Origin of the sequence: Paenibacillus sp. FSL W8-0187, assembly GCF_037969755.1 — a bacterium.
In the GTDB taxonomy this organism is placed as follows: Bacteria; Bacillota; Bacilli; order Paenibacillales; family Paenibacillaceae; genus Paenibacillus_AQ.
In genome coordinates this window covers 5665395-5688052 of the sequence record NZ_CP150206.1, presented here as the reverse complement: position 1 = coordinate 5688052, position 22658 = coordinate 5665395, and the positions used below count along the sequence as shown (strand labels likewise).

The 22658-nt window shown below is 48.2% G+C and carries 22 protein-coding genes and 1 tRNA gene; 21 read left to right on the top strand and 2 right to left on the bottom strand.

The window, feature by feature from the left end:
* Positions 1 to 32 precede the first annotated feature (32 nt).
* The 9 genes from pstC (at position 33) to MKY48_RS25635 (ending at position 9295) form a co-directional block, all read left to right on the top strand.
* Positions 33 to 965, top strand: coding sequence for a phosphate ABC transporter permease subunit PstC (gene pstC / locus MKY48_RS25675; protein ID WP_076324318.1), 933 nt, complete (start codon positions 33 to 35; stop codon positions 963 to 965).
* The gene (gene pstA / locus MKY48_RS25670; RefSeq protein ID WP_076324317.1) at positions 966 to 1841 is read left to right on the top strand and encodes a phosphate ABC transporter permease PstA; all 876 of its coding nucleotides are present in this window, start codon (positions 966 to 968) and stop codon (positions 1839 to 1841) included. It abuts the gene before it with no gap.
* A gap of 48 nt (positions 1842 to 1889) precedes the next feature.
* On the top strand, positions 1890 to 2645 hold the full coding sequence (pstB, locus tag MKY48_RS25665) for a phosphate ABC transporter ATP-binding protein PstB (RefSeq protein WP_339267240.1): 756 nt from the start codon (positions 1890 to 1892) through the stop codon (positions 2643 to 2645).
* 49 nt (positions 2646 to 2694) lie between these two features.
* Positions 2695 to 3354, top strand: coding sequence for a phosphate signaling complex protein PhoU (phoU, locus tag MKY48_RS25660; RefSeq protein WP_076324315.1), 660 nt, complete (start codon positions 2695 to 2697; stop codon positions 3352 to 3354).
* Positions 3355 to 3620: 266 nt separating this feature from the next.
* The gene (gene polA / locus MKY48_RS25655) at positions 3621 to 6281 is read left to right on the top strand and encodes a DNA polymerase I (protein WP_339291579.1); all 2661 of its coding nucleotides are present in this window, start codon (positions 3621 to 3623) and stop codon (positions 6279 to 6281) included.
* Between the two features lie 145 nt (positions 6282 to 6426).
* On the top strand, positions 6427 to 7260 hold the full coding sequence (mutM, locus tag MKY48_RS25650) for a DNA-formamidopyrimidine glycosylase (protein ID WP_076324313.1): 834 nt from the start codon (positions 6427 to 6429) through the stop codon (positions 7258 to 7260).
* Between the two features lie 122 nt (positions 7261 to 7382).
* On the top strand, positions 7383 to 8123 hold the full coding sequence (locus MKY48_RS25645) for an MntP/YtaF family protein (RefSeq protein WP_339291578.1): 741 nt from the start codon (positions 7383 to 7385) through the stop codon (positions 8121 to 8123).
* Between the two features lie 9 nt (positions 8124 to 8132).
* Positions 8133 to 8732, top strand: coding sequence for a dephospho-CoA kinase (coaE, locus tag MKY48_RS25640; RefSeq protein ID WP_339267234.1), 600 nt, complete (start codon positions 8133 to 8135; stop codon positions 8730 to 8732).
* A complete protein-coding gene (locus MKY48_RS25635; RefSeq protein ID WP_339291577.1) occupies positions 8729 to 9295 on the top strand; it encodes a lytic transglycosylase domain-containing protein in 567 nt (188 codons plus the stop codon). The genes coaE and MKY48_RS25635 overlap by 4 nt, the downstream gene beginning before the upstream one ends.
* Before the next feature lie 67 nt (positions 9296 to 9362).
* Here the strand turns inward: MKY48_RS25635 and MKY48_RS25630 are convergent, their stop codons facing one another.
* Positions 9363 to 9590: an alpha/beta-type small acid-soluble spore protein gene (locus MKY48_RS25630; RefSeq protein ID WP_053492022.1), complete on the bottom strand. Its 228-nt coding sequence runs from the start codon at positions 9588 to 9590 to the stop codon at positions 9363 to 9365.
* Positions 9591 to 9738: 148 nt separating this feature from the next.
* Here MKY48_RS25630 and nrdR point away from each other — a divergent pair, with 148 nt between their 5' ends.
* The 3 genes from nrdR (at position 9739) to MKY48_RS25615 (ending at position 10933) form a co-directional block, all read left to right on the top strand.
* A complete protein-coding gene (gene nrdR, locus MKY48_RS25625; protein ID WP_076324309.1) occupies positions 9739 to 10212 on the top strand; it encodes a transcriptional regulator NrdR in 474 nt (157 codons plus the stop codon).
* 176 nt (positions 10213 to 10388) lie between these two features.
* Positions 10389 to 10461 (top strand) — tRNA-Ala (locus MKY48_RS25620).
* Between the two features lie 91 nt (positions 10462 to 10552).
* Positions 10553 to 10933, top strand: a complete 381-nt coding sequence (locus MKY48_RS25615) for a DsbA family protein (RefSeq protein ID WP_339291576.1) — start codon at positions 10553 to 10555, stop codon at positions 10931 to 10933.
* A 346-nt stretch (positions 10934 to 11279) separates the two neighbouring features.
* On the opposite strand, the gene MKY48_RS25610 is transcribed toward MKY48_RS25615, so the two are convergent.
* Positions 11280 to 12035, bottom strand: coding sequence for a class I SAM-dependent methyltransferase (locus tag MKY48_RS25610; RefSeq protein WP_339267231.1), 756 nt, complete (start codon positions 12033 to 12035; stop codon positions 11280 to 11282).
* Positions 12036 to 12181: 146 nt separating this feature from the next.
* On the opposite strand from MKY48_RS25610, the gene MKY48_RS25605 reads away from it, so the two are divergent.
* The 9 genes from MKY48_RS25605 to MKY48_RS25565 all read left to right on the top strand — a co-directional run bounded on the left by MKY48_RS25605 (position 12182) and on the right by MKY48_RS25565 (position 22527).
* Positions 12182 to 13777, top strand: coding sequence for an ABC transporter substrate-binding protein (locus MKY48_RS25605; RefSeq protein ID WP_339291575.1), 1596 nt, complete (start codon positions 12182 to 12184; stop codon positions 13775 to 13777).
* Positions 13747 to 14724 carry an ABC transporter permease gene (locus MKY48_RS25600; RefSeq protein ID WP_339291574.1) on the top strand — a complete coding sequence of 326 codons (978 nt, stop codon included), beginning with the start codon at positions 13747 to 13749 and terminating at the stop codon, positions 14722 to 14724. The genes MKY48_RS25605 and MKY48_RS25600 overlap by 31 nt, the downstream gene beginning before the upstream one ends.
* On the top strand, positions 14721 to 15524 hold the full coding sequence (locus MKY48_RS25595) for an ABC transporter permease subunit (RefSeq protein WP_339267227.1): 804 nt from the start codon (positions 14721 to 14723) through the stop codon (positions 15522 to 15524). The genes MKY48_RS25600 and MKY48_RS25595 overlap by 4 nt, the downstream gene beginning before the upstream one ends.
* Positions 15525 to 16319, top strand: a complete 795-nt coding sequence (locus MKY48_RS25590; protein ID WP_339267225.1) for an ABC transporter ATP-binding protein — start codon at positions 15525 to 15527, stop codon at positions 16317 to 16319.
* A 4-nt stretch (positions 16320 to 16323) separates the two neighbouring features.
* The gene (locus MKY48_RS25585) at positions 16324 to 17094 is read left to right on the top strand and encodes a dipeptide/oligopeptide/nickel ABC transporter ATP-binding protein (RefSeq protein ID WP_339267223.1); all 771 of its coding nucleotides are present in this window, start codon (positions 16324 to 16326) and stop codon (positions 17092 to 17094) included.
* Between the two features lie 963 nt (positions 17095 to 18057).
* The gene (locus MKY48_RS25580; RefSeq protein WP_339291573.1) at positions 18058 to 18975 is read left to right on the top strand and encodes a winged helix-turn-helix transcriptional regulator; all 918 of its coding nucleotides are present in this window, start codon (positions 18058 to 18060) and stop codon (positions 18973 to 18975) included.
* Between the two features lie 370 nt (positions 18976 to 19345).
* Entirely contained in the window at positions 19346 to 20674 is a 1329-nt protein-coding gene (locus tag MKY48_RS25575) for an ABC transporter substrate-binding protein (RefSeq protein WP_339291572.1), read from the top strand.
* Between the two features lie 62 nt (positions 20675 to 20736).
* The gene (locus tag MKY48_RS25570) at positions 20737 to 21672 is read left to right on the top strand and encodes a sugar ABC transporter permease (RefSeq protein ID WP_339291571.1); all 936 of its coding nucleotides are present in this window, start codon (positions 20737 to 20739) and stop codon (positions 21670 to 21672) included.
* A gap of 12 nt (positions 21673 to 21684) precedes the next feature.
* On the top strand, positions 21685 to 22527 hold the full coding sequence (locus MKY48_RS25565) for a carbohydrate ABC transporter permease (RefSeq protein ID WP_339267216.1): 843 nt from the start codon (positions 21685 to 21687) through the stop codon (positions 22525 to 22527).
* Positions 22528 to 22658 lie beyond the last annotated feature (131 nt).

Sequence of the window (22658 nt, the reverse complement as noted above, 5' to 3'; positions counted from 1 at the left end):
CTCCGGGTGACCCATAGAAAGGGAAGAGGAGAATGAACAAAACTTCACCCGTGGCGGTAAACACAAAAAGCATGACATTCCGTCGAAGCAAAACACGCATCTCAGACAAAATCATTCCAATCTTACTCGGCTTGTGTGCCCTGCTTTCGGTGTTTACTACCATCGGTATTGTATATACGCTTCTGCAGGAATCCGTGATCTTCTTCAAGGAAGTACCGGTATGGTCCTTTCTGACTGGAACGACATGGAGTCCGATTCTCCCTCCAAAAGAATTCGGCGTGCTGCCCCTGCTGGGCGGCACATTGCTGATTACAGGCATTGCGATTCTATTCGCAGTGCCTATCGGCTTGGCATGCGCTATTTATCTCAATGAATACGCTCCTGCCCGGGTTCGGGGGGTTGTAAAGCCAGTGCTTGAAGTATTGGCTGGTGTACCAACGATTGTTTATGGATATTTTGCGCTTGAAACTGTAACGCCATTCCTTCAAAAGATTTTTCCCAACATGGGTATATTCAATGCGCTTAGCGCGGGTATCGTGGTAGGGATCATGGTCCTGCCGATGATTTCATCTTTAAGTGAAGACGCGATGCGTGCAGTACCCAAGAGTCTTCGTCACGGTGCCTACGCGCTCGGTGCTACCCGATTTGAGGTTGCACTGAAAATTGTGCTGCCTGCCGCTCTGTCGGGGGTCGTGTCGTCCTTCGTATTGGCATTCTCGCGTGCGATTGGCGAGACGATGATCGTAACGGTGGCTGCTGGTGCTACGCCGCAGCTGACGCTGAATCCGCTGGAAAGCATCCAGACCATGACTTCTTATATCGTTCAGGTAAGTATGGGTGATGTTCCGCGCGGAACGATTGAATACGGCACGATTTTTGCGGTAGGTCTGACCTTGTTTGTCATCACCTTCTTGCTTAATATATTGGCGCAGTGGGTCGCTCGCCGCTTCAGGGAGGAATACTAGATGGAACAATTGAATCTGGGAGATAGCAAAGGAATCAACCGGAGACGCCGTAGTGACCAGACGCTGCACATTATATTTCTGGCTTGTACCAGTATCGGTATTCTTGCCTTGATGGCTTTGATTGTTACGATTGTGACGGATGGCATTTTCAGACTATCGCCTGATCTGTTCACCAACTATCCGTCACGTATCGCGGATAAAGCAGGACTGAAGTCGCCGATTGTCGGCACGATTTACTTGCTTCTGCTCATGGCTCCGCTGTCCTTCATACTAGGCGTTGGCGCAGCGATCTTTCTTGAAGAGTATGCGGGCCGCAGCCGCTGGGTTCGGCTGATTCAGCTGAATATCAGTACGCTTGCAGGGGTTCCTTCTATTATATATGGTATCCTGGGGCTCGCTATTTTCGTACGTGGGATGAATCTGGGCCGCAGTCTGCTCTCCGGGGTATTAACGATGACGCTGCTGGTGCTGCCAATTATTATCGTTGCCGCTCAGGAGGCGCTTCGCGCCGTGCCTAAGAACCGGCGCGATGCTTCTTATGCGCTGGGCGCAACAAAATGGCAAACGGTATCCAGCGCTGTACTGCCTTCAGCGATTCCAGGAATCATGACCGGGGTTATCCTGGCCTTGTCTCGTGCGATTGGCGAAACCGCACCGCTGATCATGATCGGTGCCTTAACGTACGTGGCCTTCTTGCCGGAAAATCTGCTCGATTCGTTTACTGTCATGCCGATCCAGATCTTTAACTGGATATCAAGACCAAGTGAGGCTTTCCACGAGCTGGCGGCTTCGGGTATTATTCTGTTGCTCATCATGCTGTTCATCATGAACATCATCGCCGTGTGGATCCGGAACAAGTATTCGAAGAACATCTAAGAGACGCTTAAGCAGATCTAATCGTGAAAAAGGAGACATGAATAAGATATGGATTCCATCATACAGATTAAGAAATTAAACCTTTACTATGATACGTATCATGCGCTTAAAAACGTGGATCTGGACATTCCGGAAAAAACGGTGACGGCGTTCATCGGTCCGTCGGGCTGCGGTAAATCCACACTGCTGCGTACGCTGAATCGGATGAATGACATGATTCCTTCCACCCGGATTGAAGGCAGCGTGCAAATCGGCGGGACGGAAATCTACAGCGAGGAAGTCCACGTTGAAGCCCTGCGCAAGCAGGTAGGGATGGTGTTCCAGCAGCCGAATCCGTTTCCTAAATCGATTTATGATAATATCGCCTACGGTCCGCGACTCCACGGTATCCGCAGTAAAGCGGAGCTTGACCAAATTGTGGAACAGAGTTTGAAGCAGGCCGTGCTGTGGGATGAAGTCAAGGATTATCTCAAGCGGTCCGCGCTGAGCTTGTCCGGGGGTCAACAGCAGCGTCTGTGTATTGCCCGGGCACTTGCCGTACAGCCGGATATTCTGCTTATGGACGAAGCTACTTCCGCGCTGGACCCGATTTCAACCCTGAAAATCGAAGAGCTGGTACAAGAGCTGAAGAGCAAATACACCATCGTTATGGTAACGCACAATATGCATCAGGCCGCCCGCGTATCCGGGCAGACGGTATTTTTCCTGAATGGCGAAGTGGTTGAATCGGCAAGCACCGATACGCTGTTCTCGACGCCGTCGGATGCACGTACCGAGGACTATATCTCGGGTCGATTTGGTTAACCCACACTCATATGATCTTTCTTAAAAGTAGATAGGAGGAACATCACACATGATCCGGAGAATTGAGTTTGATCAGCAGCTTAATGAGCTGAAAACCTTGCTGCAGGATATGGGCAAGCATATGGAGGAGGCACTGGCGAGCAGTGTAGAGTCTCTCCAGACCCTGGATGCGGAGAAAGCGCAGGCGGTTATCAAGAACGATGTGCAGTTAAACACAATGGAAGAGCAGATCATGGAGATCGGCTCCCGCTTGATCGTAACCCAGCAGCCTGTGGCGAAGGATTTGCGCCGGATATTGGTTGCTTTCCGAATTGCCAGCGATTTGGAGCGGATGGGCGACTTGGCTCGTGATGTCGCTAAAGTCACGATCCGTCTGCAAGGCCAGAAGCTGATCAAGCCCTTAGTGGATCTTCCGCGGATGTCGGATTTGGTGCGTGCGATGGTCTCGGAATCCATCGAATCCTATCTGATGGAAAACACGGATCTGGCTTATAAAATGGCCCAGGATGACGATCAGGTCGATCATTTGTACAGCGTCATTCTGCAGGATCTGTATTCGCATCTGACCTCTGATCCGGACTCGGCCAATCAAGCGATGCTGCTGATCATGGTGGGCCGTTACATTGAACGGATCGCCGACCATGCCACGAACATTGGCGAGAGCACCGTGTACCTCGTAACAGGTCACCGTCCCGACCTCAATCAATAGCATCATGACAGTCTAACGCTGGCGAAAGCTGGCGTTTTTTTGCGAGAATTTAGAAAACTCCAGCGAAGCGGAAACAATTCTTTAATCGCATTTATATATTTGGGGTCCCCGCAAAGTATTTGGAATAGCATCGAAGCACAGGCTCCACTTTGTGGGGTTATTTTGCGTTTCATCAAGAATTCATCGTTAATCGAACGGATTGTTCGGAATTGGGAGTAACCTATGTTATCATGTGGAAAGGAAGTAATATTGGTGCGAGGTGTTCTATGGACAAGCTGATTTTGATTGATGGAAATAATATCATTTACCGCGCATTCTTTGCGATGCCGCCGTTGACCAATGCCAGCGGACAGCAGACGAATGCAGTTTACGGTTTTACGACCATGCTGCTTCGCTTAATTGAGGAGCATAAACCGACCCATATGATGGTGGCATTCGATGCCGGCAAGGAAACGTTCCGGCATGCGGATTTTCAGGATTACAAAGGTGGCCGTCAAAAGACTCCTCCTGAGCTCTCCGGACAATTCCCGCTGCTGAAAGAGCTGCTGAAGGGCCTTGGCGTCTCCCAGTTCGAAATTGGCGGTTATGAGGCCGATGACATTATCGGGACCATTACCCGTCAAGCTGACGAAGCTGGCCGCAAGGTGATGGTCGTATCCGGGGATAAGGATATGCTGCAGTTGGCTTCGGAACATACCACGATCGCGATGGTCCGCAAGGGCGTTACTGATATTGAGTATTACGGACCTGAACAGATTAAGGAACGTTATAACCTGACGCCTGATCAGATTATCGATCTTAAGGGGCTGATGGGCGATGCTTCCGATAACATTCCCGGCGTTCCAGGAGTGGGTGAGAAGACGGCTCTGAAGCTGCTTCATGAATTTGGATCCGTAGAGGCCGTGGTGTCACGTACAGATGAGCTGAAGGGCAAGATGAAAGAGAAGATCGAAGAGCATGCCGATTCCGCCATACTCAGCAAGAAGCTGGCCACGATCTTCCGCGAAGTACCACTGGAGCAGTCGCTGGATGACATGGCGTTTACAGGCCTGAATGAAGAGACGGCAGGACCTGCACTGGCGAAGCTGGAGTTTAAATCGCTGATTGAACGGTTAAACCTGAGCACAAGCGGAATGGGCGGAGATCCGGCTGAGTCGAAGCCCGAAGCGAAGATTGAAGTGACCCTTGTGGACACGAAGGAACTTGCGGAGGTTGCGGATAACCTGGCCCAGGTGCACGTGCTCCATGTTGAGACGCATGGGGAAAACCCTCATCATGCTGAGGTGATCGGGCTTGCACTCGCTACAGAGGAACGACAGTACTTCATTCCGTTTGAGGTTCTGAAGTCGGAAGAGGCCGAGCCTGTCCGTACTTGGCTTGCCGATAGCGGGATCCCGAAACGCGGGTATGATCTGCACCGCATTGATCTGGCTCTCCACTGGGAGGGTATCGCTTTTGCCGGCGCAGCATTCGACGTTCATCTGGCTGCATACCTGCTCGACCCGACGGAAGCGAATCAAAGCCTTAGCGGGCTGGCCTCCAAATACGGGCTTGCGTATCTTCAAGCCGATGAGGATGTGTTCGGTAAAGGGGCCAAATACAAGGTTCCCGATGTGGAGAAGCTCAGCGAGCACATGGCCAGAAAATGTCTGGCTGTATCCGAACTGGTTCCCGTTCAGGAGAAGGAGCTGGCTGCTAATGAAATGCTGCCGCTGTTCCATGAGCTGGAGATGCCGCTGTCCCGCATTTTGGCCGATATGGAGAAACAGGGAATTGCCGTGAATGCGGAGGATCTGAAAGAGCTGGGTCGCGAGTTTGAAGGTCAGATCGCGAAGCTGGTTCATGAGATTTATGAGATCGCTGGAACGGAATTCAATCTCAATTCCCCTAAACAGCTGGGCGAGATTCTGTTTGTGAAACTGGAACTTCCGGTCATCAAGAAGACCAAAACCGGTTATTCTACCGATGCCGAGGTGCTGGAGAAGCTCGCTCCTTATCATGATATTGTCCGTCTGATCCTGAAGTACCGTACCTTGGCCAAGCTGCAATCCACTTATGTGGAAGGTCTTCTGAAGGAGATTTCGTCACAGACTGGCAAAGTGCACACCTATTATCGCCAGACGATTGCCGCAACGGGACGTCTGAGCAGCCAATTTCCGAATTTGCAGAACATTCCGATCCGTCTGGAGGAAGGTCGCAAGCTGCGTAAGGTTTTCGTTCCGTCCGAGCCAGGCTGGAGCATTTTGGCAGCGGACTACTCCCAGATCGAGCTGCGTGTGCTTGCGCATATCTCGGATGATGAACGGCTGAAGGAAGCTTTTGTTCACGATATGGACATCCACACCAAGACCGCGATGGATGTGTTTGGGGTCGGCGTGGATGAGGTGGACTCCAATATGCGGCGGTCCGCCAAGGCGGTTAACTTCGGCATCGTGTATGGAATCAGCGATTATGGCTTGTCCCAGAACCTGAACATTACCCGGAAGGAAGCCGCGGCATTCATTGACCAGTATTTCGAGGTGTTCCAAGGTGTGCGGCGTTATATGGACGTGATCGTCAAGCAGGCGAAGCAAGATGGCTATGTGAAAACGTTGCTTGAACGCAGACGGTATCTGCCGGAGATTAATGCCAGCAACTTTAATCTGCGGTCCTTTGCGGAGCGGACGGCGATGAATACGCCGATTCAGGGAACGGCCGCCGACATTATCAAGCTGGCCATGGTCCATATGGACAAGGCATTGTATGATCGTCAATTGAAGAGCCGCATGCTGCTTCAAGTGCATGATGAATTGGTGTTTGAGGTGCCGGAGGATGAACTGGAGATCATGAAGGAACTGGTTCCGGAAGTGATGAGCCAGGCACTAAAGCTGTCGGTACCGCTGAAGTCGGAAGTCAGCTATGGCGAGAACTGGTACGAAGCGAAGTAAAGCTGCACATTGTGTCAGTTAATAGAAGATCTTTTATAGGGATCATGGCGTGAAGAGGGGCGCGATATGCACCATACCTTTCCACAAAACCATGGTCCCGCTCTGTCCCAACTTCCGGTATAATGGGAAATGAGGTGAAGTCATTATGCCGGAATTGCCGGAAGTAGAAACCGTGAAACGAACACTGAACCAATTGATTAAAGGTAAGCATATAGATCACGTATCCGTACATCTGCCGCGGATCATTCAGCGTCCTGACGATATTGAGGCCTTTGCGTTTATGCTGAAGGATCATACCGTGGAAGGTGTAGAGCGCCGCGGGAAATTTTTACGGATATTGCTGGATGGGCTAGTGCTCGTCTCGCATCTTCGGATGGAAGGGCGTTACGGGGTGTACCCTGCCGAGGAGCCGGTGGAGAAGCATACCCATGTCATCTTTCATTTCTCGGATGGCACGGAGCTGCGCTATAAGGACGTACGCCAATTCGGAACGATGCATCTTTTTGCAACGGGGGAAGAGTTCCAGCACGCTCCTCTTGCCAAGCTGGGTTATGAGCCGCTGGATGAGACGTTTACGTTCGGAACCTTTAAGGAAGTCATCGGCAGCAAGAAAACGAAGATCAAGGCGGTGCTACTGAATCAGGCATATGTGGTCGGTATCGGCAATATATATGTCGATGAGGCATTGTTTCGAGCCGGGATTCATCCGGAGCGCAATGCTAACAGCCTGAAGGATGCCGAGCTCAAGCGATTGTTTCATGCGATTGTGGATACACTGTCCGAAGCCGTTGACGCGGGTGGTTCTTCCATTAAATCCTATGTCAATGGACAGGGTGAAATGGGGATGTTCCAGCACAGTCATCAGATTTACGGACGGAAGGACGAGCCGTGTAATACATGCGGAGGACCGATTCATAAGATCGTGGTTGGCGGACGGGGGACCCACTTCTGCCCGAAGTGTCAGCCGTTAAGGAAGTAATCCAATAGGCGTGCACCCATTCCTTTCCTCACACATATAATGTGGAACATATGTGGAGCGCATGGAGCTGCTCTTCTTCATGAATGAGCCGCTTGATGTGGAGCTTACGAGGAGGGAAAAGGGTGCTCAGTCATATTTTCTCGTCTGTGCTGCTGGCTATGGCATTAAGCCTGGACGGATTTGGGGCGGGGGTTACATACGGTCTGCGCAAAACCAGGATACCGCTGCTGTCTGTATTGATCATCTCGCTATGTTCCGGCTTGGTGCTTGGCGCCTCCATGCAGGCAGGCGCGCTGTTACAGCGGTTCTTATCCCCATCTGTGGCGTCCGTGATCGGAGCCGCCATTTTGATTCTGCTGGGCTTGTGGTCTCTATGCCAGCAAGTTCGCAGAAAAAACGAGTCTGATGTGCAGCCGGTTTCTAATAGGGTTATTACAAAGTCTCTTATAGAAACGCAGGGGGCTGACCATCAAGTAAAATTACGACGTGAGGTTAACACGGCAGGTCAAGAGCATCTTCAGCGGGCGGTATTCTCTCTTGAGATTCCGAAGATCGGCGTTGTCATTCAAATTCTCCGCAGTCCCTCGAAGGCGGATCTGGACGACTCTGGCAGCATCTCTCCATGGGAGGCGATGTGGCTCGGGATCGCGCTATCGCTCGATGCGTTCGGGGCAGGACTTGGCGCAGCCATGCTGGGCTTCTCACCGCTAGGTACCGCAACGGTTGTCTCCTTGTTTAGCGGGACATTCCTGGTGCTGGGCATGAGGGTTGGTTTACGCTTTGCGTCCAAAGGCGGCATGCGTTTTATCTCTTATTTGCCTGCTTTTTTGTTAATCGTCATGGGTATAATGAAGCTGTTATGAGGTGAAGTCATGAATATCGGTTTAACCGGAGGAATTGCAACAGGCAAGAGCACCGTGTCCTCCATGTTGACCATGAAGGGAGCACTTCTCGTCGATGCGGATCTCATCGCCCGGGAAGTGATGCTCCCGGGTCATCCGGTGCTGGGTAAAGTGACCGAACATTTTGGACAAGCGATCCTGTTTGAGGACGGTACGTTGAATCGAAAAAAACTCGGGGAGATGATCTTCCATCATCCCGAGCAGAGAACGGTGTTGAATGAGATCACGCATCCGGCGATCCGGCAGGAAATCCGGGAACGGACGGAAGCGTATGAGCGGCAGTATCCGGACCGGCTCGTGGTAGCGGATATACCGCTGCTGCTTGAGGCTAAGGAGCATTATTCTTATCTTGACCAGATCGCTGTCGTTTATGTACCGCGAGAGCTGCAGCTAGAGCGTCTGATGGTGCGCGATGATCTTAACAGGGAAGCGGCAGAAGCGCGTTTAAACAGCCAGATGGATATCGAGGAGAAGAAGCGTCTCGCGGATATCCTTATTGATAACAGCGGAACATTGGCCGAAACACAGCAGCAGGTGGACAACCTGTGGGGCAGGCTGGTTCGGTTATGAGTTGGCTCCGTAAAAAAAGAGTGCTGCTTCTGCTGTTTGTCTCTTTTGTAGCGCTGCTGTTTCTGAGCTCGAACTGGATGACCTTGCTGTATCCGATTCATTATAAGGATGAAATCCGGAAGCATGCTGCTTACTATGAGGTCGATCCCTTCCTGGTGGCTTCCATCATTCGAGTGGAGACGAATTTCAAGCCAGGCAAGGAATCCAAGAAAGGCGCGCTGGGCATTATGCAGTTGATGCCGGATACGGCGAATTGGGCGATGGAAATGGCCAAGCTGCCATCGGTGAACCTGCTGAACGTGAAGAATGAAGTGGATGCGAATATCCAGTTGGGCACCTGGTATATTCAGAATCTGCACAAGGAAATGGACGGCAACCCGATTGCCGCCATCGCCGCTTACAATGCAGGCCCCGGGAACGTGAAGAATTGGATCAACAAGGGCATGTGGGATGGAACCTACGAGAATGTGAAGAGTATTCCTATCGGGGAAACCCGTCACTATGTACAGCGCGTGATTTATTATTATAATCAGTATACAGATGTGTATAAGGACGGCTTTTAACAAAAAAGAGCGCTGGACAGGCTCTTACATCGAGCCGTCCAACACTCCTTTTTTAAGGAAGAATCGATTATTGACCGGAGAATTGACCAGCCAATTGTTGCTCGGCCAGGGTTACAAGACGCTTTGTGATGTATCCCCCGATCGAACCGTTCTCGTAGGAAGTCATGTTACCTTGGTATCCGTCTTGTGGAATGGAGATACCAAGTTCTTGAGCTACCTCGTACTTCAATTGCTCAAGAGCAGCGTTTGCGCGAGGAACAACCAGGTTGTTGGAGTTGTTGTTGCTTTGTGCCATGTTAAGTTCACCTCCTTGGGTTGGTAAAAGTATTATGTCTCGGGTTTCGCATTTTCATAACATAAAAGAACAAAGTTTTGCTGGTAAATTTTTCTGTAGCGCCATTCAAGGCAAAATAAGCTGAAACGAAGGAAGTGAAGATGACTTTATGAAATGTCCATATTGCAGTTATGCCGGAACGAAAGTGCTTGATTCCAGGCCGGCCAACGAGAATAAATCCATCCGCCGCCGCAGGGAATGCGAGCAGTGCAGCAAGAGATTCACAACCTTTGAGATGGTGGAGGAAACGCCGCTGATCGTCGTGAAAAAGGACGGAAGCCGCGAAGAATTCAGCCGGGAGAAGGTGCTCCGCGGTTTGATCCGGGCATGCGAGAAGCGTCCGGTATCCGTGGACCAGCTGGATATGATCGTATCGGATGTAGAGAAGGCACTGCGCAATACCGCAGCAGCAGAGGTGGAGAGCCGCCAGATCGGGGAGCTTCTGATGGAGCGGTTATATCCGGTCGACGAGGTAGCTTACGTCCGCTTTGCATCCGTGTATCGCCAATTCAAGGATATCAATATGTTTATGAAGGAACTGAAAAGCCTGCTGTCCAAGGGTACGGACGTTTCGGAGTTGTAAGAGCGCCATGGTTCCGCACGATCCAGGTGCTCTTCTGGTGCTCTCATAGGGCCCATTATCATCATCGCTAAGTGACATTATATAGAGAAGTAAAAGGGATACAGCACGTCATCAAAAAATGTGAAAAACATGTTGACATGCCTGCTGATTTTTTATATGATATAGAAGTCGCTTACGGGGCCTTAGCTCAGCTGGGAGAGCGCATCGCTGGCAGCGATGAGGTCAGGGGTTCGATCCCCCTAGGCTCCATAATAAGAAAACCCTTGATGATATATCATCAAGGGTTTTTTGCTTTATTAGGACGGTTTTAAATACATATTTAAATGGATTTGGGGACGAATTGGGGACGAAATTAATATGGAGAAACATGCATGGCCATTCATTAGGTCATGAGAACATGCAGCGCAAGGGAGGAGCATATATTCAACGTGTCTTTAGCGCTTACTATCAGGAGGAAAAAGACATCGGTAAAGTCTCCGTACTAACATCTTTGGCCGCTGAACTTGGTCTGGATGAAATGGAGTTCAAGCAAGCATTGGAGACAAGACGTTACCAAGAAGCTCATCAGAAAGCGCTGCATCATGCATACTATGAAAGCGGAGTTCGAGCCGTACCCACTTATATCATTGGTAACCAGGTGCTCCAAGGTTTCCACCGTACTAATACGATTCCTGGGACGATTTTCAGAGGGGACCATTGGGGGAGGAAAACACCCGTGTGACCCTAATTGTCGTAACCAGCTGTCCATCGAGTATTCCGGCAACAGCACGAACTGTGCCCCGTATTCCGCCGTAGAGGTTCGGCTAGGCGGAGTGGACGGCACCTTGATCGGAACGATACCGGTGCCTCCAACGGCAAGCGGGTGCGCCTCTACAAAATCGCCACCGGACAGCTGACGGAGGACTCATCGGCGTTCACGATGTGTATTTTGTTTTGATAGGTCAACCGATTCCACCTATAAATATATCGGAAACTTTGACCGGGCAGAATTTACCCGGCTGTAAAACAGAGACGTCCAGCCAGCTTTCTCATCAAGGTTGGCTGGACGTCTTTTTTAGGATGTATACTTATTTTTCAGCAACGATGGCAAACATGGGCCTATGGCGATTGAGAATTTTTTCTCCTGCGCGATAAAAATCGGCATCGAAACCTTCATGGACTTGGATTTTGGCAAATCCGATATATCGCAGCATTTCGGCGTCCCATCCCGGCCTTCTTACGTAGGTCAATGGCAAGGTAAGCGCCAATTGATCCCCTTCTTCGATATCCTTCTCTTCGCGATAAGGCAAGTAACCTTGATCAATTGCCTCTTCTTTAGCTTTTCTGAACAGCTCCGCCTCTTGGGGATTACTCAAAAACAAATTCCAGTTGGCATCGAAGATCATCACTTGTCCGCCGTCGTTCAGCATGCCATGCCAATTTTGATATGCGGCAACAGGATTATATAGGAACCAGGTGACGTTTCTGGAAATGATGATATCATATCTTTCTTCCGTCTTGTAATCGATAATATCGGTTTCTATTACTTTGAAATTGCAGTTGTGCTTTTTCGCATTTTTATTAGCTCTAGCCACCATTTCAGACGAGGAGTCAATGGCGGTAACCTCATGCCCCATCCAACTAAGCAAAACCCCGAAGAAGCCGGGACCTGTTCCCACATCTAGGATTTTCAAATTTTGTTTTCCGGATAACTGATGATTCAAGATCGCTTTCCATTGATCATAGGAGTCGGTTGCAAATTCCGTATCTACAATTTCATCATAGACAGCAGCTCCTTTGTCCCAATAGTCACGATATTGCTGCGCAAGTTTATGCTCGGTCATTATTCAGATCTCCTTTTTTTAAAAAAATGTTGCAAATCGTAATGATTACGATTAATAATATACAAAGATTACTCAGTATGCAAGCGGTCAAGATCATAGCGGCTGTTTAATCACAAACAACTAGAAGAAAATTAGGAGGAGCATGGATGTTGGGGAGATTTAGATTCGGAGTTGCAGGACTTGTCGCATTATCTTTGCTTATGGGGTGTTCGAAAGAAACAGACCCGGTCCCTGGCGAAGCAGAAGACAAGCAAATCGTTGTTGCCGTAACGCAGGACGCTGAGGGAGATAAGCTCGATGCTTCGACCTACAATGGATCAAGACATACGCATGCCGCTGTATATGACGCGCTTGTGGAATATGAAGGAGAAGGGGAGCTTGTTCCCAGCCTGGCTGAATTCTGGCAGGTCTCCGAAGACGGTAAGATGTACACTTTTCATTTAAGGAATCAGGTGCAATTCTCAGACGGCAGCCCATTGAATTCAACGGCGGTTAAGTTTTCCTTGGAGAGGGCGGTCAGCAGGGAAGAGAATGCCACGCTGGAAATATCCCGTTTGATTGCAAACATAGAAACACCGGATGATGACACTGTCGTGCTTTCTTTTAAACATACCGCAACTCAAGTGCTGTATGAGCTCAGCCAGGCAAGGCCGTTTCGGATTATGAGTCCAAACTCGGTAACTCCAGCGGGAGACGCGAACGGAACCTTTCAGCAAGCGATCGGCACGGGCCCTTGGAAAATAGGCAGTTACCGACAAGGGGTGGAGACCATACTGATAGCAAATGAACATTATTGGTTAGAGGAACCGTCAGCGTATTCACTCGTTTTTAGAGTGATTACAGATCCTCAGGCAAGGGTGATGGCGCTGCAATCCGGAGAGGTCGATCTTGCAGGCGGGGAACTTGGTAATGTTCCAGCAGAAAGTCTAAGTGTTTTCCTAAATAACGATAAGTACATGGTGGAGACCGGGGCGAGTACGATGTCCTACTTTTTGGTCATCAACCAAAACCAGGCGTTTCTATCGGACAAGAACATTCGCCAGGCCGTCAATTACGGAAACGATACGAGCAAATATGCCGATGGCACCGGCGATGCCGTCAGAGGATTGTTTCAAGAGAAAGTTGCGTTTGTAACCGATGATAATCAGCCTTCCTATCCTTACAATCCCGAGAAGGCCAAACAACTGATCGAAGCCTCGGGCTACGAATGGAACGAAAAGAAGCGTCTTTACGAGAAAGGCGGGCAAGTCCTGCAGTTGCGGTTGGTCATTCAAACGGAAGAATATCCAGAATGGAAAGAGATGGCGGAGATTTTCCAAGACAACATGAAGCAGATCGGAATCCAAATCCACATTGTGAATCAGGAAAGGGCGGCATACTACGATACGCTGTGGGGCAGCAAGGATTATGACCTGCTGATGTACCGGACCTATACGGATGCTCAACTGCCGTATCGATTCTTATCCTCGTTATTCCACAGCTCGCCATCTACGCCGGGGGTTGCCTTTCAAGATCGTCCTTTGTCGGATTTGCTGGATCAAATTGCGGCTACGGTTTCCGTCGAGAAACAGCAAGCCCTGTTCGACCAAGTGTTTCTTCGAATGCATGAGGAAGCTATGTCGGTACCCATATACTATACCAAGCAAACCTTTGTTCATACGAGCGATGTGATTGGCTTTGCATTCAATGCAATCGAGGACGATCCGTTGAAATGGCATCGCTTGAAGAAAGAAGACCAGTAATGCTGCGTTCCATGATCCATCGCCTGCTGATGCTGATGATTACCTTTGTCCTGTTTTCGTTGTTCGTGTTCGCATTGATGCGTCTGGCGCCGGGCGATCCGGCGTCCATGATGCTGTTAGAGATCGGAGCGGTACCGGAGCAGTCGCTGGTGGCTGATCTACAGGAACAATGGGGACTCGACCAATCGTTCCTTCAGCAATACATGGCCTGGGTGTTTCAGATTGTTCAAGGAGAACTGGGACATTCCTTCATGTCGGGGGAACCGGTGTTACATGAAATTATAAGTCGTTTAGAGCCGACGTATAGACTCATTGCAGGCTCTTTTGTACTAACGATCATCATTTCCATACCGGTCGGGATATGGCTGGGGCTAAATGAGGGTTCGATTCCTGATCGAGTCGTATACTCGTTAACCATCTTGGGATTGTCCGTTCCTTTATATTGGCTCGCTATTCTTCTAATGTATGCGTTTGGCGTCATATGGCCCGTCCTTCCGGTTATTGGCAGTTCTACCTTGCTGCATTATGTACTTCCGGTGACGGCCATTTCGCTGGTACAAAGCGTTTATTTCATTCGAATGGTACGTTCCTATACCGTTCAGTACAGCAAATTCTCGTATATCGAGGCTGCAAGGGCCAGAGGTTTGCGTAACTCGATCTTATATCCATCCTATTTATTTCGCTCAATGCTCGTACCGGTCCTGACGTTAATCACGACGAGTCTGCCAAGTTTTTTCGGGGCTTCGATCATAACGGAAACGATCTTTAGTTTCCCTGGGTTCAGTAAATATATGCTTGAGGCTATATATCGCCGTGATTTTCCAGTCATTCAAGGGAGCGCGCTTCTAGTGGCTGCGTTTATCTTTGTGTTTCATTTTGTGACCGATATGCTGTACTTCTTAGCCGATCCACGCATTCATCTGGACAAGCAGAGGTGGGAACTATGATTCGTCTCATCCGGGTCAATAAACTTCCGGCAGCAGCGTTGCTGTTTATCGCGATTCTTATGATTACAGGACTCACCGCCCCATGGGTTTCACCCTATGACCCGCTCCATACGAATCATGAGCAAAAGCTTCTTCCTCCAAGCCTTGCTCATCCCTTTGGAACGGATTATTTAGGAAGGGACTTGTTCAGTCGCGTGATCCACGGCATCAGTGAATCGGTGTTCCCTGTTTTCATCGTTCTCGGCGTTGTCATGCTGATCGGGCTTTTTGTTGGTACGGCGAGCGCTTTTTTTGGAAAAAAACTTGATATGTTCATGATGAGCGTGACGGATACATTTACGGCATTGCCGAATATCCTGCTCACGATCGTGATTGTCGGTTTTCTTGGTTTCGGCATGGAACATGTCTATTTTGCTGTGATACTGTCCTGGTGGGCCAAGTACGTGAGATTAATACGGGGTTTGATCCATGACGTTAAGAAGGAACCGTATATCATTGCTAGCAGGGTAAGCGGATCCTTTGGAATGAGAACGATGATAAGGCATATGATACCGAATATCGCGCCTCAGATTGGAACCATGCTGATCCTTGATGTAAGCAAGGTGATATTGACATTATCGGGTCTATCCTTTCTAGGGATTGGCGCGCAGCCTCCGTCACCTGAATGGGGGGTTATGTTGCTGGATGGGATAAATTACTTGCAGGTTGCATCGTGGATGGGTTTCTTTCCGGGGTTCATGATTTTTCTGACAGCCTGTTCCTTCCAGATTGTAGGCGAACGGCTAAGGAGGGAGAAGTAAATGGAGGTCATAGTCGAAGTAAATCATCTGAACATTCGAAATGCGGAGGGTCTAACTCTGGTGAATAACAGCAGCTTTTCTTTGGAATCGGGGAAGACGTACTGTTTAATCGGAGAGAGCGGGAGCGGTAAAACGTTAACAAGCAAAGCCATGTTAGGGTTGCTTCCTGCTAATCTGCAAATGTCTGGTGATGTCCTGTTACGCGGCCAAAAACTGAATCGTTTATCCAAGCGGAACTGGCGGAAAATCAGGGGGAGACATATAGGTGCCATTTTTCAGCATCCTGAACAAGCCTTGCACCCTTCTATTCCTATCGGAAAGCAATTGAGTGATTTGATGCGGAGCCACTTGCCCGTTTCGAGATATGAGGCTGAGAAGCAAGCGGAGCAGATGCTATCTCAAGTGCTCTTGAAAGAACCGGCACATGTGATGAAACGTTATGCTCATGAGCTGAGCGGCGGAATGAATCAACGTGTCATGATCGCGATGGCGCTGCTGTTAAAACCTGAAGTCATCATAGCCGATGAGCCCACGAGTGCACTCGATGTCACAACACAAGCAGAAATCATATCTCTTATGAGTTCTCTAGTACAAGAACTGGACATGAGTATGTTGTTTATTACGCATGACTTACTCCTTGCCGCTTATCTTGCGGATCGGATTGGTGTCATGCGTGCCGGCGAAATCATCGAGCAGGGAAGCCCGGATAAAGTCCTGGGGCAACCTGAGCATGAATATACCCAACGGTTATGCATGCATCGATCGCAGAGGTTTCTTAGCAAAGGAGGCGTATGAGCTCATGCTTCAAGTGCATCAGTTGCATAAAGAAATCAATGGAAGGGAGATTCTGAAAGACATCCAATTTACTATAAAAGATGGAGGCTCTCTGGCCATTGTAGGTGAGAGCGGCAGTGGAAAATCTACGCTGACCCAACTGATTATGGCATTGAAGCAGCCGACATCAGGTCAAATTCTATTCAATGGGCGAGGGTTACCTAGCAAAGGAATTAAATCGTATAAAGAATGGTATCGCGATATTCAGATTGTTTTTCAGAATTCAGCCTCAACGTTGAATCCTTCGATGAGCTTGTTTCAGTGCCTGGAAGAGCCATTAATTAACTTTACAGATTTGAAAAAGAAGGAGCGTAAAGAGAGGGTTATGGAATATTCATGCAAGGTCGGCCTTCATGAGGGCCTGCTCAGAAATCGGCCAGGCAGGCTAAGCGGAGGACAATATCAAAGGGCTTGCCTGGCAAAAGCATTGATCATTCATCCCAAACTATTGATTTGCGATGAAATCGTCTCCAACCTTGATATGATATTACAACAGCAGATCATCGAACTGCTTATGTCCTTTCAGAAGGAAGAGGGGTTGTCTCTTCTGTTCATTACGCATGATCTCTCGCTTGTACCCGGATTGTGTACGGATATTCTGGTTATGAAAGAGGGGAAGATGGTCGAGGAGTTCCGTTCTTCTTCCCTCCGTCATGAGAGAGAGCGAGACAGCTACACCATGAATTTGGTTAAATCAACCGAAATGCTTGAAACTGCGTGGAAGCAGTATGTATAAGACGAAGCAATGACTCATTGAGAGTTTGTCTATATCGGAACAAAACTGGCCGCAGTATGAACCTTGATGAAATTGCACGTGATACCGAATTTGAGTATGACACTTACTTTATTAAGCAATTTAAAGCTAAAAAGGAATTTCACCTACAAAGTATAGGAACATCACTCGTGAGTTCGCTACTGCTCAATAGAAGATGAGGAAGAATCTATTATGAAGTCAGTGTTTATAACACATGGCTGGCAAGTTAGGGGCAGTGTAGACTACCAAGGCAACAAGTGATCGAAGCAGTAGGGCGTCGAAGCCGGAGCGGAGTTCAATACAGGCTTGTCCAATGCGAACGCTTCGAGCCTCTCCTAGCACGCGGTGTAATGATGGCTGCTGCAATATTAACCGGTCATTATAGTAGGTAGACTGGTTTAAGCGGCACAGGAAGGCAAGAGAGATTTCATCCTTGAGCCATCGTTCGGTAATTTAAACACCTTCAAGAGAATGCAACCATATCGTAAGATATGGAGACAAGCTTGGAGGTGTTTTTGCGTTGGCAACAAGAGTAAGCTACCCTGTAGAAGTGAAGAGAAAAGCCATTGAAATGAAATTAACGGGTATTCCTGTGAGCGAAGTCAATTCCAACGATTGTAGTGGAGTGGATGGAGTCCATTCGAGGGGAAGTCAGTGTAACCCAAGCAAGTGCATGGATCGGGCTTCCTCGTGCCACCTACTATCGCTGGAAAGACGCCTACGGGAGCAAATACAAATCACATGGTAGAGAAGATTCGTGAACTCTGCAGGCAGCACAGGCTTAAGCGCCAATTCAACGCCGATGCCCAATATAACAGCTGCAGTTAAGGGCCCTATGTGTTATCACATCTGGTGCTCTTAGGGAGTTGCGGAGATATGGTTGTTGTAACGTATAATGATAACCAGCTATGCAGATAAAACTCGCAATAGGGGGAAAAGGGGAAAATGTTGGAGTTGTCAATCGATGAATCGGAACGACTGAGAAAAGTGGCACATGCATTGGCTTCGGAAGTCCGGATAAACATTTTAAAGCTTTTGAATCACAGCCGAGAAAATATTGTCGATATTGCTGAAAAATTAAATCTGCCTGTATCGACGGTCGCCTTCAATGTTCGGGTGCTGGAAAATGCGGGCATTATCGCGACGGAGGTACTGCCCGCATCCAGAGGCACAATGAAGGTTTGCACACGAACGTTTGATGATTTACGTATGAGTTTGAAATTAACCAACGGAATCTACAGTCCGACCAATCTGCACCAGATTGAGATGCCTGTTGGCTGTTATACGGATTGCGAAATCCATCCGACATGCGGCTTGATTACTGAATCCGGAATGGTTCAACCGCCGGACGAGCCGGCCTACTTTTTTCATCCGAGCCGAATTTCTGCACAGCTGATCTGGTTTTCCCGCGGATATGTAGAATATAAATTTCCTCTGTTTTCAGAGAGAGACGTAGACATTAAATCCATTCAGTTTTCGATGGAGCTATGTTCAGAAGCATTTCTTTACGATCATAACTGGCCGTCTGATATTACGATTTGGATCAATGATGTAGAAATCGGAACATGGACTTCTCCTGGTGACTTTGGGGACCGCAGGGGAAAGCTGAACCCGCCGTGGCTACCCGATAGTCATACGCAATACGGGCTGCTGAAAACCTGGAAAGTTGATAACTCAGGGAGCTTCCTCGACGACGTTGCTGTTTCTGAGGTGAATCTAGATGATCTCCGTCTGCTCGAGAATAAGTTGATTAGTTTACGAATCGGGATCAAGCCGGATGCAGAGCATATTGGAGGCATCAATATTTTCGGCAAGCAGTTTGGTGATTATGATCAAGATATCATAATGAGAATCATCTACTGAATCATAGCATCGCAAGGATTGTAGAATCGAGATATAAAGTCGGATTTGAAAAATGGTGCTGATGTTTGTAAAACAGTCGAAACGGGTCGGATCAGGGGCTTTTCCTGTACAGGGAAGCCTCTTTTTTATGAATTAGATTTAGGCTTGATGGTTATAAATTTATTCATTGCAAGTATTTTGTTTTAATTAAAAAAACGATAAAAAAGTATTGACGAATGGATTTAGATTGTTTAATGTTTGGTTTATCTTTACCGGTTCTTGCTATATCCAATTATTAAGAGGGAGAGGAGAGCGGTAACGAGAACACTTAACCAACGAAGAATTTAAGCGGAGTTTTGTTTAGTTTTATCACTTTATAAGGGGGATTTTTATGAAAACTTCCAAGCTCTATAAAGTCGCATTAGGGATGCTGCTTGTTATGTCATTCGTGTTAAGTGCATGCTCATTAGGCAATGAAGGTAAAACCGATAACGGAAATGAAAACGCTTCAAAAGGGCGGGGAACCGCTCCCGGTGAGAAAGTCACCATCACCTACTGGAACATGTTCGGCGGAGGTGACGGCGCCATTATGAACGAACTGGTGAAAAAATTTAACGATGAACATAAAGGTAAAATCGAAGTGAAGGCATTGACGCAGGATTGGGGCCAGTTTTATACCAAGCTGCAAACCGCTGTCGCAGGCGGCAATGCGCCTGATCTTGCGGTATCCCACACGTCCAAATTAAGCGAGCTGGTAGAACTGAAAATCATCGAGCCATTGGATCCATATATCGATTCGATGGGTATTGATCTAAGCGGATTCAATGAAAACATGGTAAACGCAACGTTATTTAACGATCAGCAATATGCCTTGCCGCTGGATGCTCATCCGCTCATCCTGTATTACAACAAAAAAATATTGCGTGAGTTGAATTTGCTGGACGAAAATGAAAAGCCAATCATTGAACCTGGTCCGGAAGGCTTCAACAGCTTTCTGCAAAAAATCAAAGACGGTGTTCCCAAAGGTAATGTGAATATGCTGCTCGGCTCCACAGGCGAGGATCCATACCGGATCTGGTGGGCGCTTTACAACCAGCTTGGAGGAGAGGGCCTGTTTGATGAATCCGGCCAAAAGGTGACGTTAAATAATCCGCAGGGCAAACAGGCTGCAGAATATATTAGCGGCTGGTTTGAGAGCGGCTTGATACCAAGAAACCTTCCTAAAATCGGCGAGACATTCCAAGCGGGGAAGGGTGCTGTGATGCCAACAGGGGTCTGGTTTACGAGCACACTGGAAGGAACAAAAGGACTGGAATTCGGAGCCATTCCTTTCCCGCAAATTTATGATAAGCCTGCAACCTGGATTGATTCACACAACTTCATTTTGCCGGTCCAGAAAAAAGGGCAGGACGAAAACAAGGTAAAAGCGTCGATCACGTTTGCAAAATGGGTGACAGACAATGCGGCTGAATGGTCCAAGGCCGGACATATTCCACCTTCCACAACGGCTGTCGAGTCAGAAGCGTTCAAAAATATGCCTTATCGCCAGGATTATTTGCAGGCTGGCAACGATGGTGTGTATTTGCCAAGATCGCCAAAAATGTGGCCGGCAAAAGACCAGCTTGTGCAGGCATTAGATACGATCTGGTCTGGTAAAGCACCTGTCGATAAAGGATTGGACGCAGCGGTACAAAGCATGGAAAAGCTTCTGAAACGATAGGCTGTTGCATTTGCATCGGAGTTACCGAGGATGTAACTCCGAGGCACTTTGGGAGGTGAATCATGAATCCAGTAACGGTAAAAGATCCTAGTCTGGTTGATATGTCCATAGGCAAGCGGAAAAGAAAGCTGCAGAACGAATTGCTGGCAACCGGTTTTCTTGCCCCGTATTTCTTTTTCTTTATTCTCTTTTCGTTTGTGCCGATTTTCTACGGACTGTTCGTCAGCTTTCATGATTGGACGCTGATTGGCAAAGAAGGCTTTGTCGGCCTTCAAAATTACCTCTATGCACTGAAAGATTCGGATTTCTGGGCTTCTCTTTGGAATACGACCTACTTCGCCTTAATCTCCACACCATTTATGATCGTAACGCCTTTCCTGCTTGCCTTAATTCTTGATTCAAAGGTAAAAGGAAAGACCTTTCTGAGAACCGTGTTTTTCATGCCAAATGTATTGTCCGTAGCGGTGGTTAGCTTTGTCTGGATATTTCTTCTTGCGCCTTACTCAGGCTTAGTGAACACGGTGCTGCATAATCTCGGGATTCTCAGTCCGGAATCCGAAATTTTCTGGTTGAATGAACCGCAGCTTGCCTGGATTTCCATCGTGATGATTACGCTTTGGTGGACACAGGGCTTTAACATGATCGTGCTACTCGCGGGGCTGCAGGATATTCCTGCTGAACATTACGAGGCAGCGACACTGGATGGAGCCAATGCTTGGCAAAGACTCAAATTTATCACATTGCCTGCGATGCGAGGCCTTCTCGTACTGATTACTGTGCTTCAAGTGATAGCGTCCTTTAAAGTATTCGGCCAGGTATGGCTCGTTACCCGCGGCGGGCCAGGGAATGAAACCCGGACGATGATTCAATACATTTATGAAACCGGCTTTACCGCCAACGATCTTGGATTATCAACCTCGATGTCATTTATTTTCTTTGTCTTTCTGACGGTACTTTCATTCTTGCAGTTTAAAATTTTCGGTAAAAAAAGTGAATGAGGTGATGAGGAAATGGGTGATTTCGCTGGCTCTAAACGGTGGACGGGTCCAAAAATACTGCTGCACATCATAGCTTACGGTTTGGCAACGATCTTTGTCGTTCCGGTGATCTACATGATATTCACATCTCTAAAACCGCAGGGTAGTGCGATGGGCGATCTGATGGACCGTTTCCTGCCGCCGTTTTCGTTCGAAAACTACGCTTATATTTTTGAGAATGCGCCGGTGATCAAATGGACCATGAACAGCTTAACCATCGCTGTTATTGTGCCTGTACTCAGCTTGACCATGGCTTCACTCGCCGCATTTGCTTTATCGCGGATCGATTTCAGTTATAGGAAGTTAGCTTTCTGGCTCATTCTCAGTGGAATGATGATTCCCGGCGAAGCGACGATTGTTTCCTTGTATATGGTAGCTAACAGCTTGGGGATTCTGGATTCCTATGCAGCCCTCATTTTGCCGGGGCTCGCAGGACCGCTTGGTGTACTAATCATGAAGCAATTTTTCGACGGGATGCCGAATGAGCTGGTGGAAGCTGCGAAAATAGACGGTTGCAGTTTATTTCGGGTGTGGTGGAACATTTTTATTCCATTATCCAAACCGGTGCTGGCTACCTTGATGATCTTTTCTTTCCTAGGCACCTGGAACGATTTCTTGTGGCCATTTCTGGCGATTCAATCGGAAGTCTTGTTTACGCTTCCCATCGGTATCCCGTTTTTCATGAGCTCGTATAACCAGGATGAAACCTTGCCAATGGCGGTGAATGCGTATGCTTCGATCCCGATCATTATCATCTTTATCATTTTCCAAAAGTATATCGTCAAGGGTGTAACGTTATCAGGAATTAAGGGTTAAATAAGAAATTACGAATATGATCAGAGGGATGAGTTGCTGTGTCCAAATGGAGGTGAGCATTTTCGACTTTGAACTGACTAATGAAGAAATGGGGCGCATCCAACGGTTGGACACAGGGACAAGATATTTGG

Coding starts and splice junctions, on each gene's coding strand:
- pstC (WP_076324318.1), top strand. CDS start 33: ATGAACAAAACTTCACCCGTGGCGGTAAACACAAAAAGCATGACATTC.
- pstA (WP_076324317.1), top strand. CDS start 966: ATGGAACAATTGAATCTGGGAGATAGCAAAGGAATCAACCGGAGACGC.
- pstB (WP_339267240.1), top strand. CDS start 1,890: ATGGATTCCATCATACAGATTAAGAAATTAAACCTTTACTATGATACG.
- phoU (WP_076324315.1), top strand. CDS start 2,695: ATGATCCGGAGAATTGAGTTTGATCAGCAGCTTAATGAGCTGAAAACC.
- polA (WP_339291579.1), top strand. CDS start 3,621: ATGGACAAGCTGATTTTGATTGATGGAAATAATATCATTTACCGCGCA.
- mutM (WP_076324313.1), top strand. CDS start 6,427: ATGCCGGAATTGCCGGAAGTAGAAACCGTGAAACGAACACTGAACCAA.
- coaE (WP_339267234.1), top strand. CDS start 8,133: ATGAATATCGGTTTAACCGGAGGAATTGCAACAGGCAAGAGCACCGTG.
- MKY48_RS25635 (WP_339291577.1), top strand. CDS start 8,729: ATGAGTTGGCTCCGTAAAAAAAGAGTGCTGCTTCTGCTGTTTGTCTCT.
- MKY48_RS25630 (WP_053492022.1), bottom strand. CDS start 9,590: ATGGCACAAAGCAACAACAACTCCAACAACCTGGTTGTTCCTCGCGCA.
- nrdR (WP_076324309.1), top strand. CDS start 9,739: ATGAAATGTCCATATTGCAGTTATGCCGGAACGAAAGTGCTTGATTCC.
- MKY48_RS25610 (WP_339267231.1), bottom strand. CDS start 12,035: ATGACCGAGCATAAACTTGCGCAGCAATATCGTGACTATTGGGACAAA.
- MKY48_RS25605 (WP_339291575.1), top strand. CDS start 12,182: ATGTTGGGGAGATTTAGATTCGGAGTTGCAGGACTTGTCGCATTATCT.
- MKY48_RS25600 (WP_339291574.1), top strand. CDS start 13,747: ATGGCATCGCTTGAAGAAAGAAGACCAGTAATGCTGCGTTCCATGATC.
- MKY48_RS25595 (WP_339267227.1), top strand. CDS start 14,721: ATGATTCGTCTCATCCGGGTCAATAAACTTCCGGCAGCAGCGTTGCTG.
- MKY48_RS25590 (WP_339267225.1), top strand. CDS start 15,525: ATGGAGGTCATAGTCGAAGTAAATCATCTGAACATTCGAAATGCGGAG.
- MKY48_RS25585 (WP_339267223.1), top strand. CDS start 16,324: ATGCTTCAAGTGCATCAGTTGCATAAAGAAATCAATGGAAGGGAGATT.
- MKY48_RS25580 (WP_339291573.1), top strand. CDS start 18,058: ATGTTGGAGTTGTCAATCGATGAATCGGAACGACTGAGAAAAGTGGCA.
- MKY48_RS25575 (WP_339291572.1), top strand. CDS start 19,346: ATGAAAACTTCCAAGCTCTATAAAGTCGCATTAGGGATGCTGCTTGTT.
- MKY48_RS25570 (WP_339291571.1), top strand. CDS start 20,737: ATGAATCCAGTAACGGTAAAAGATCCTAGTCTGGTTGATATGTCCATA.
- MKY48_RS25565 (WP_339267216.1), top strand. CDS start 21,685: ATGGGTGATTTCGCTGGCTCTAAACGGTGGACGGGTCCAAAAATACTG.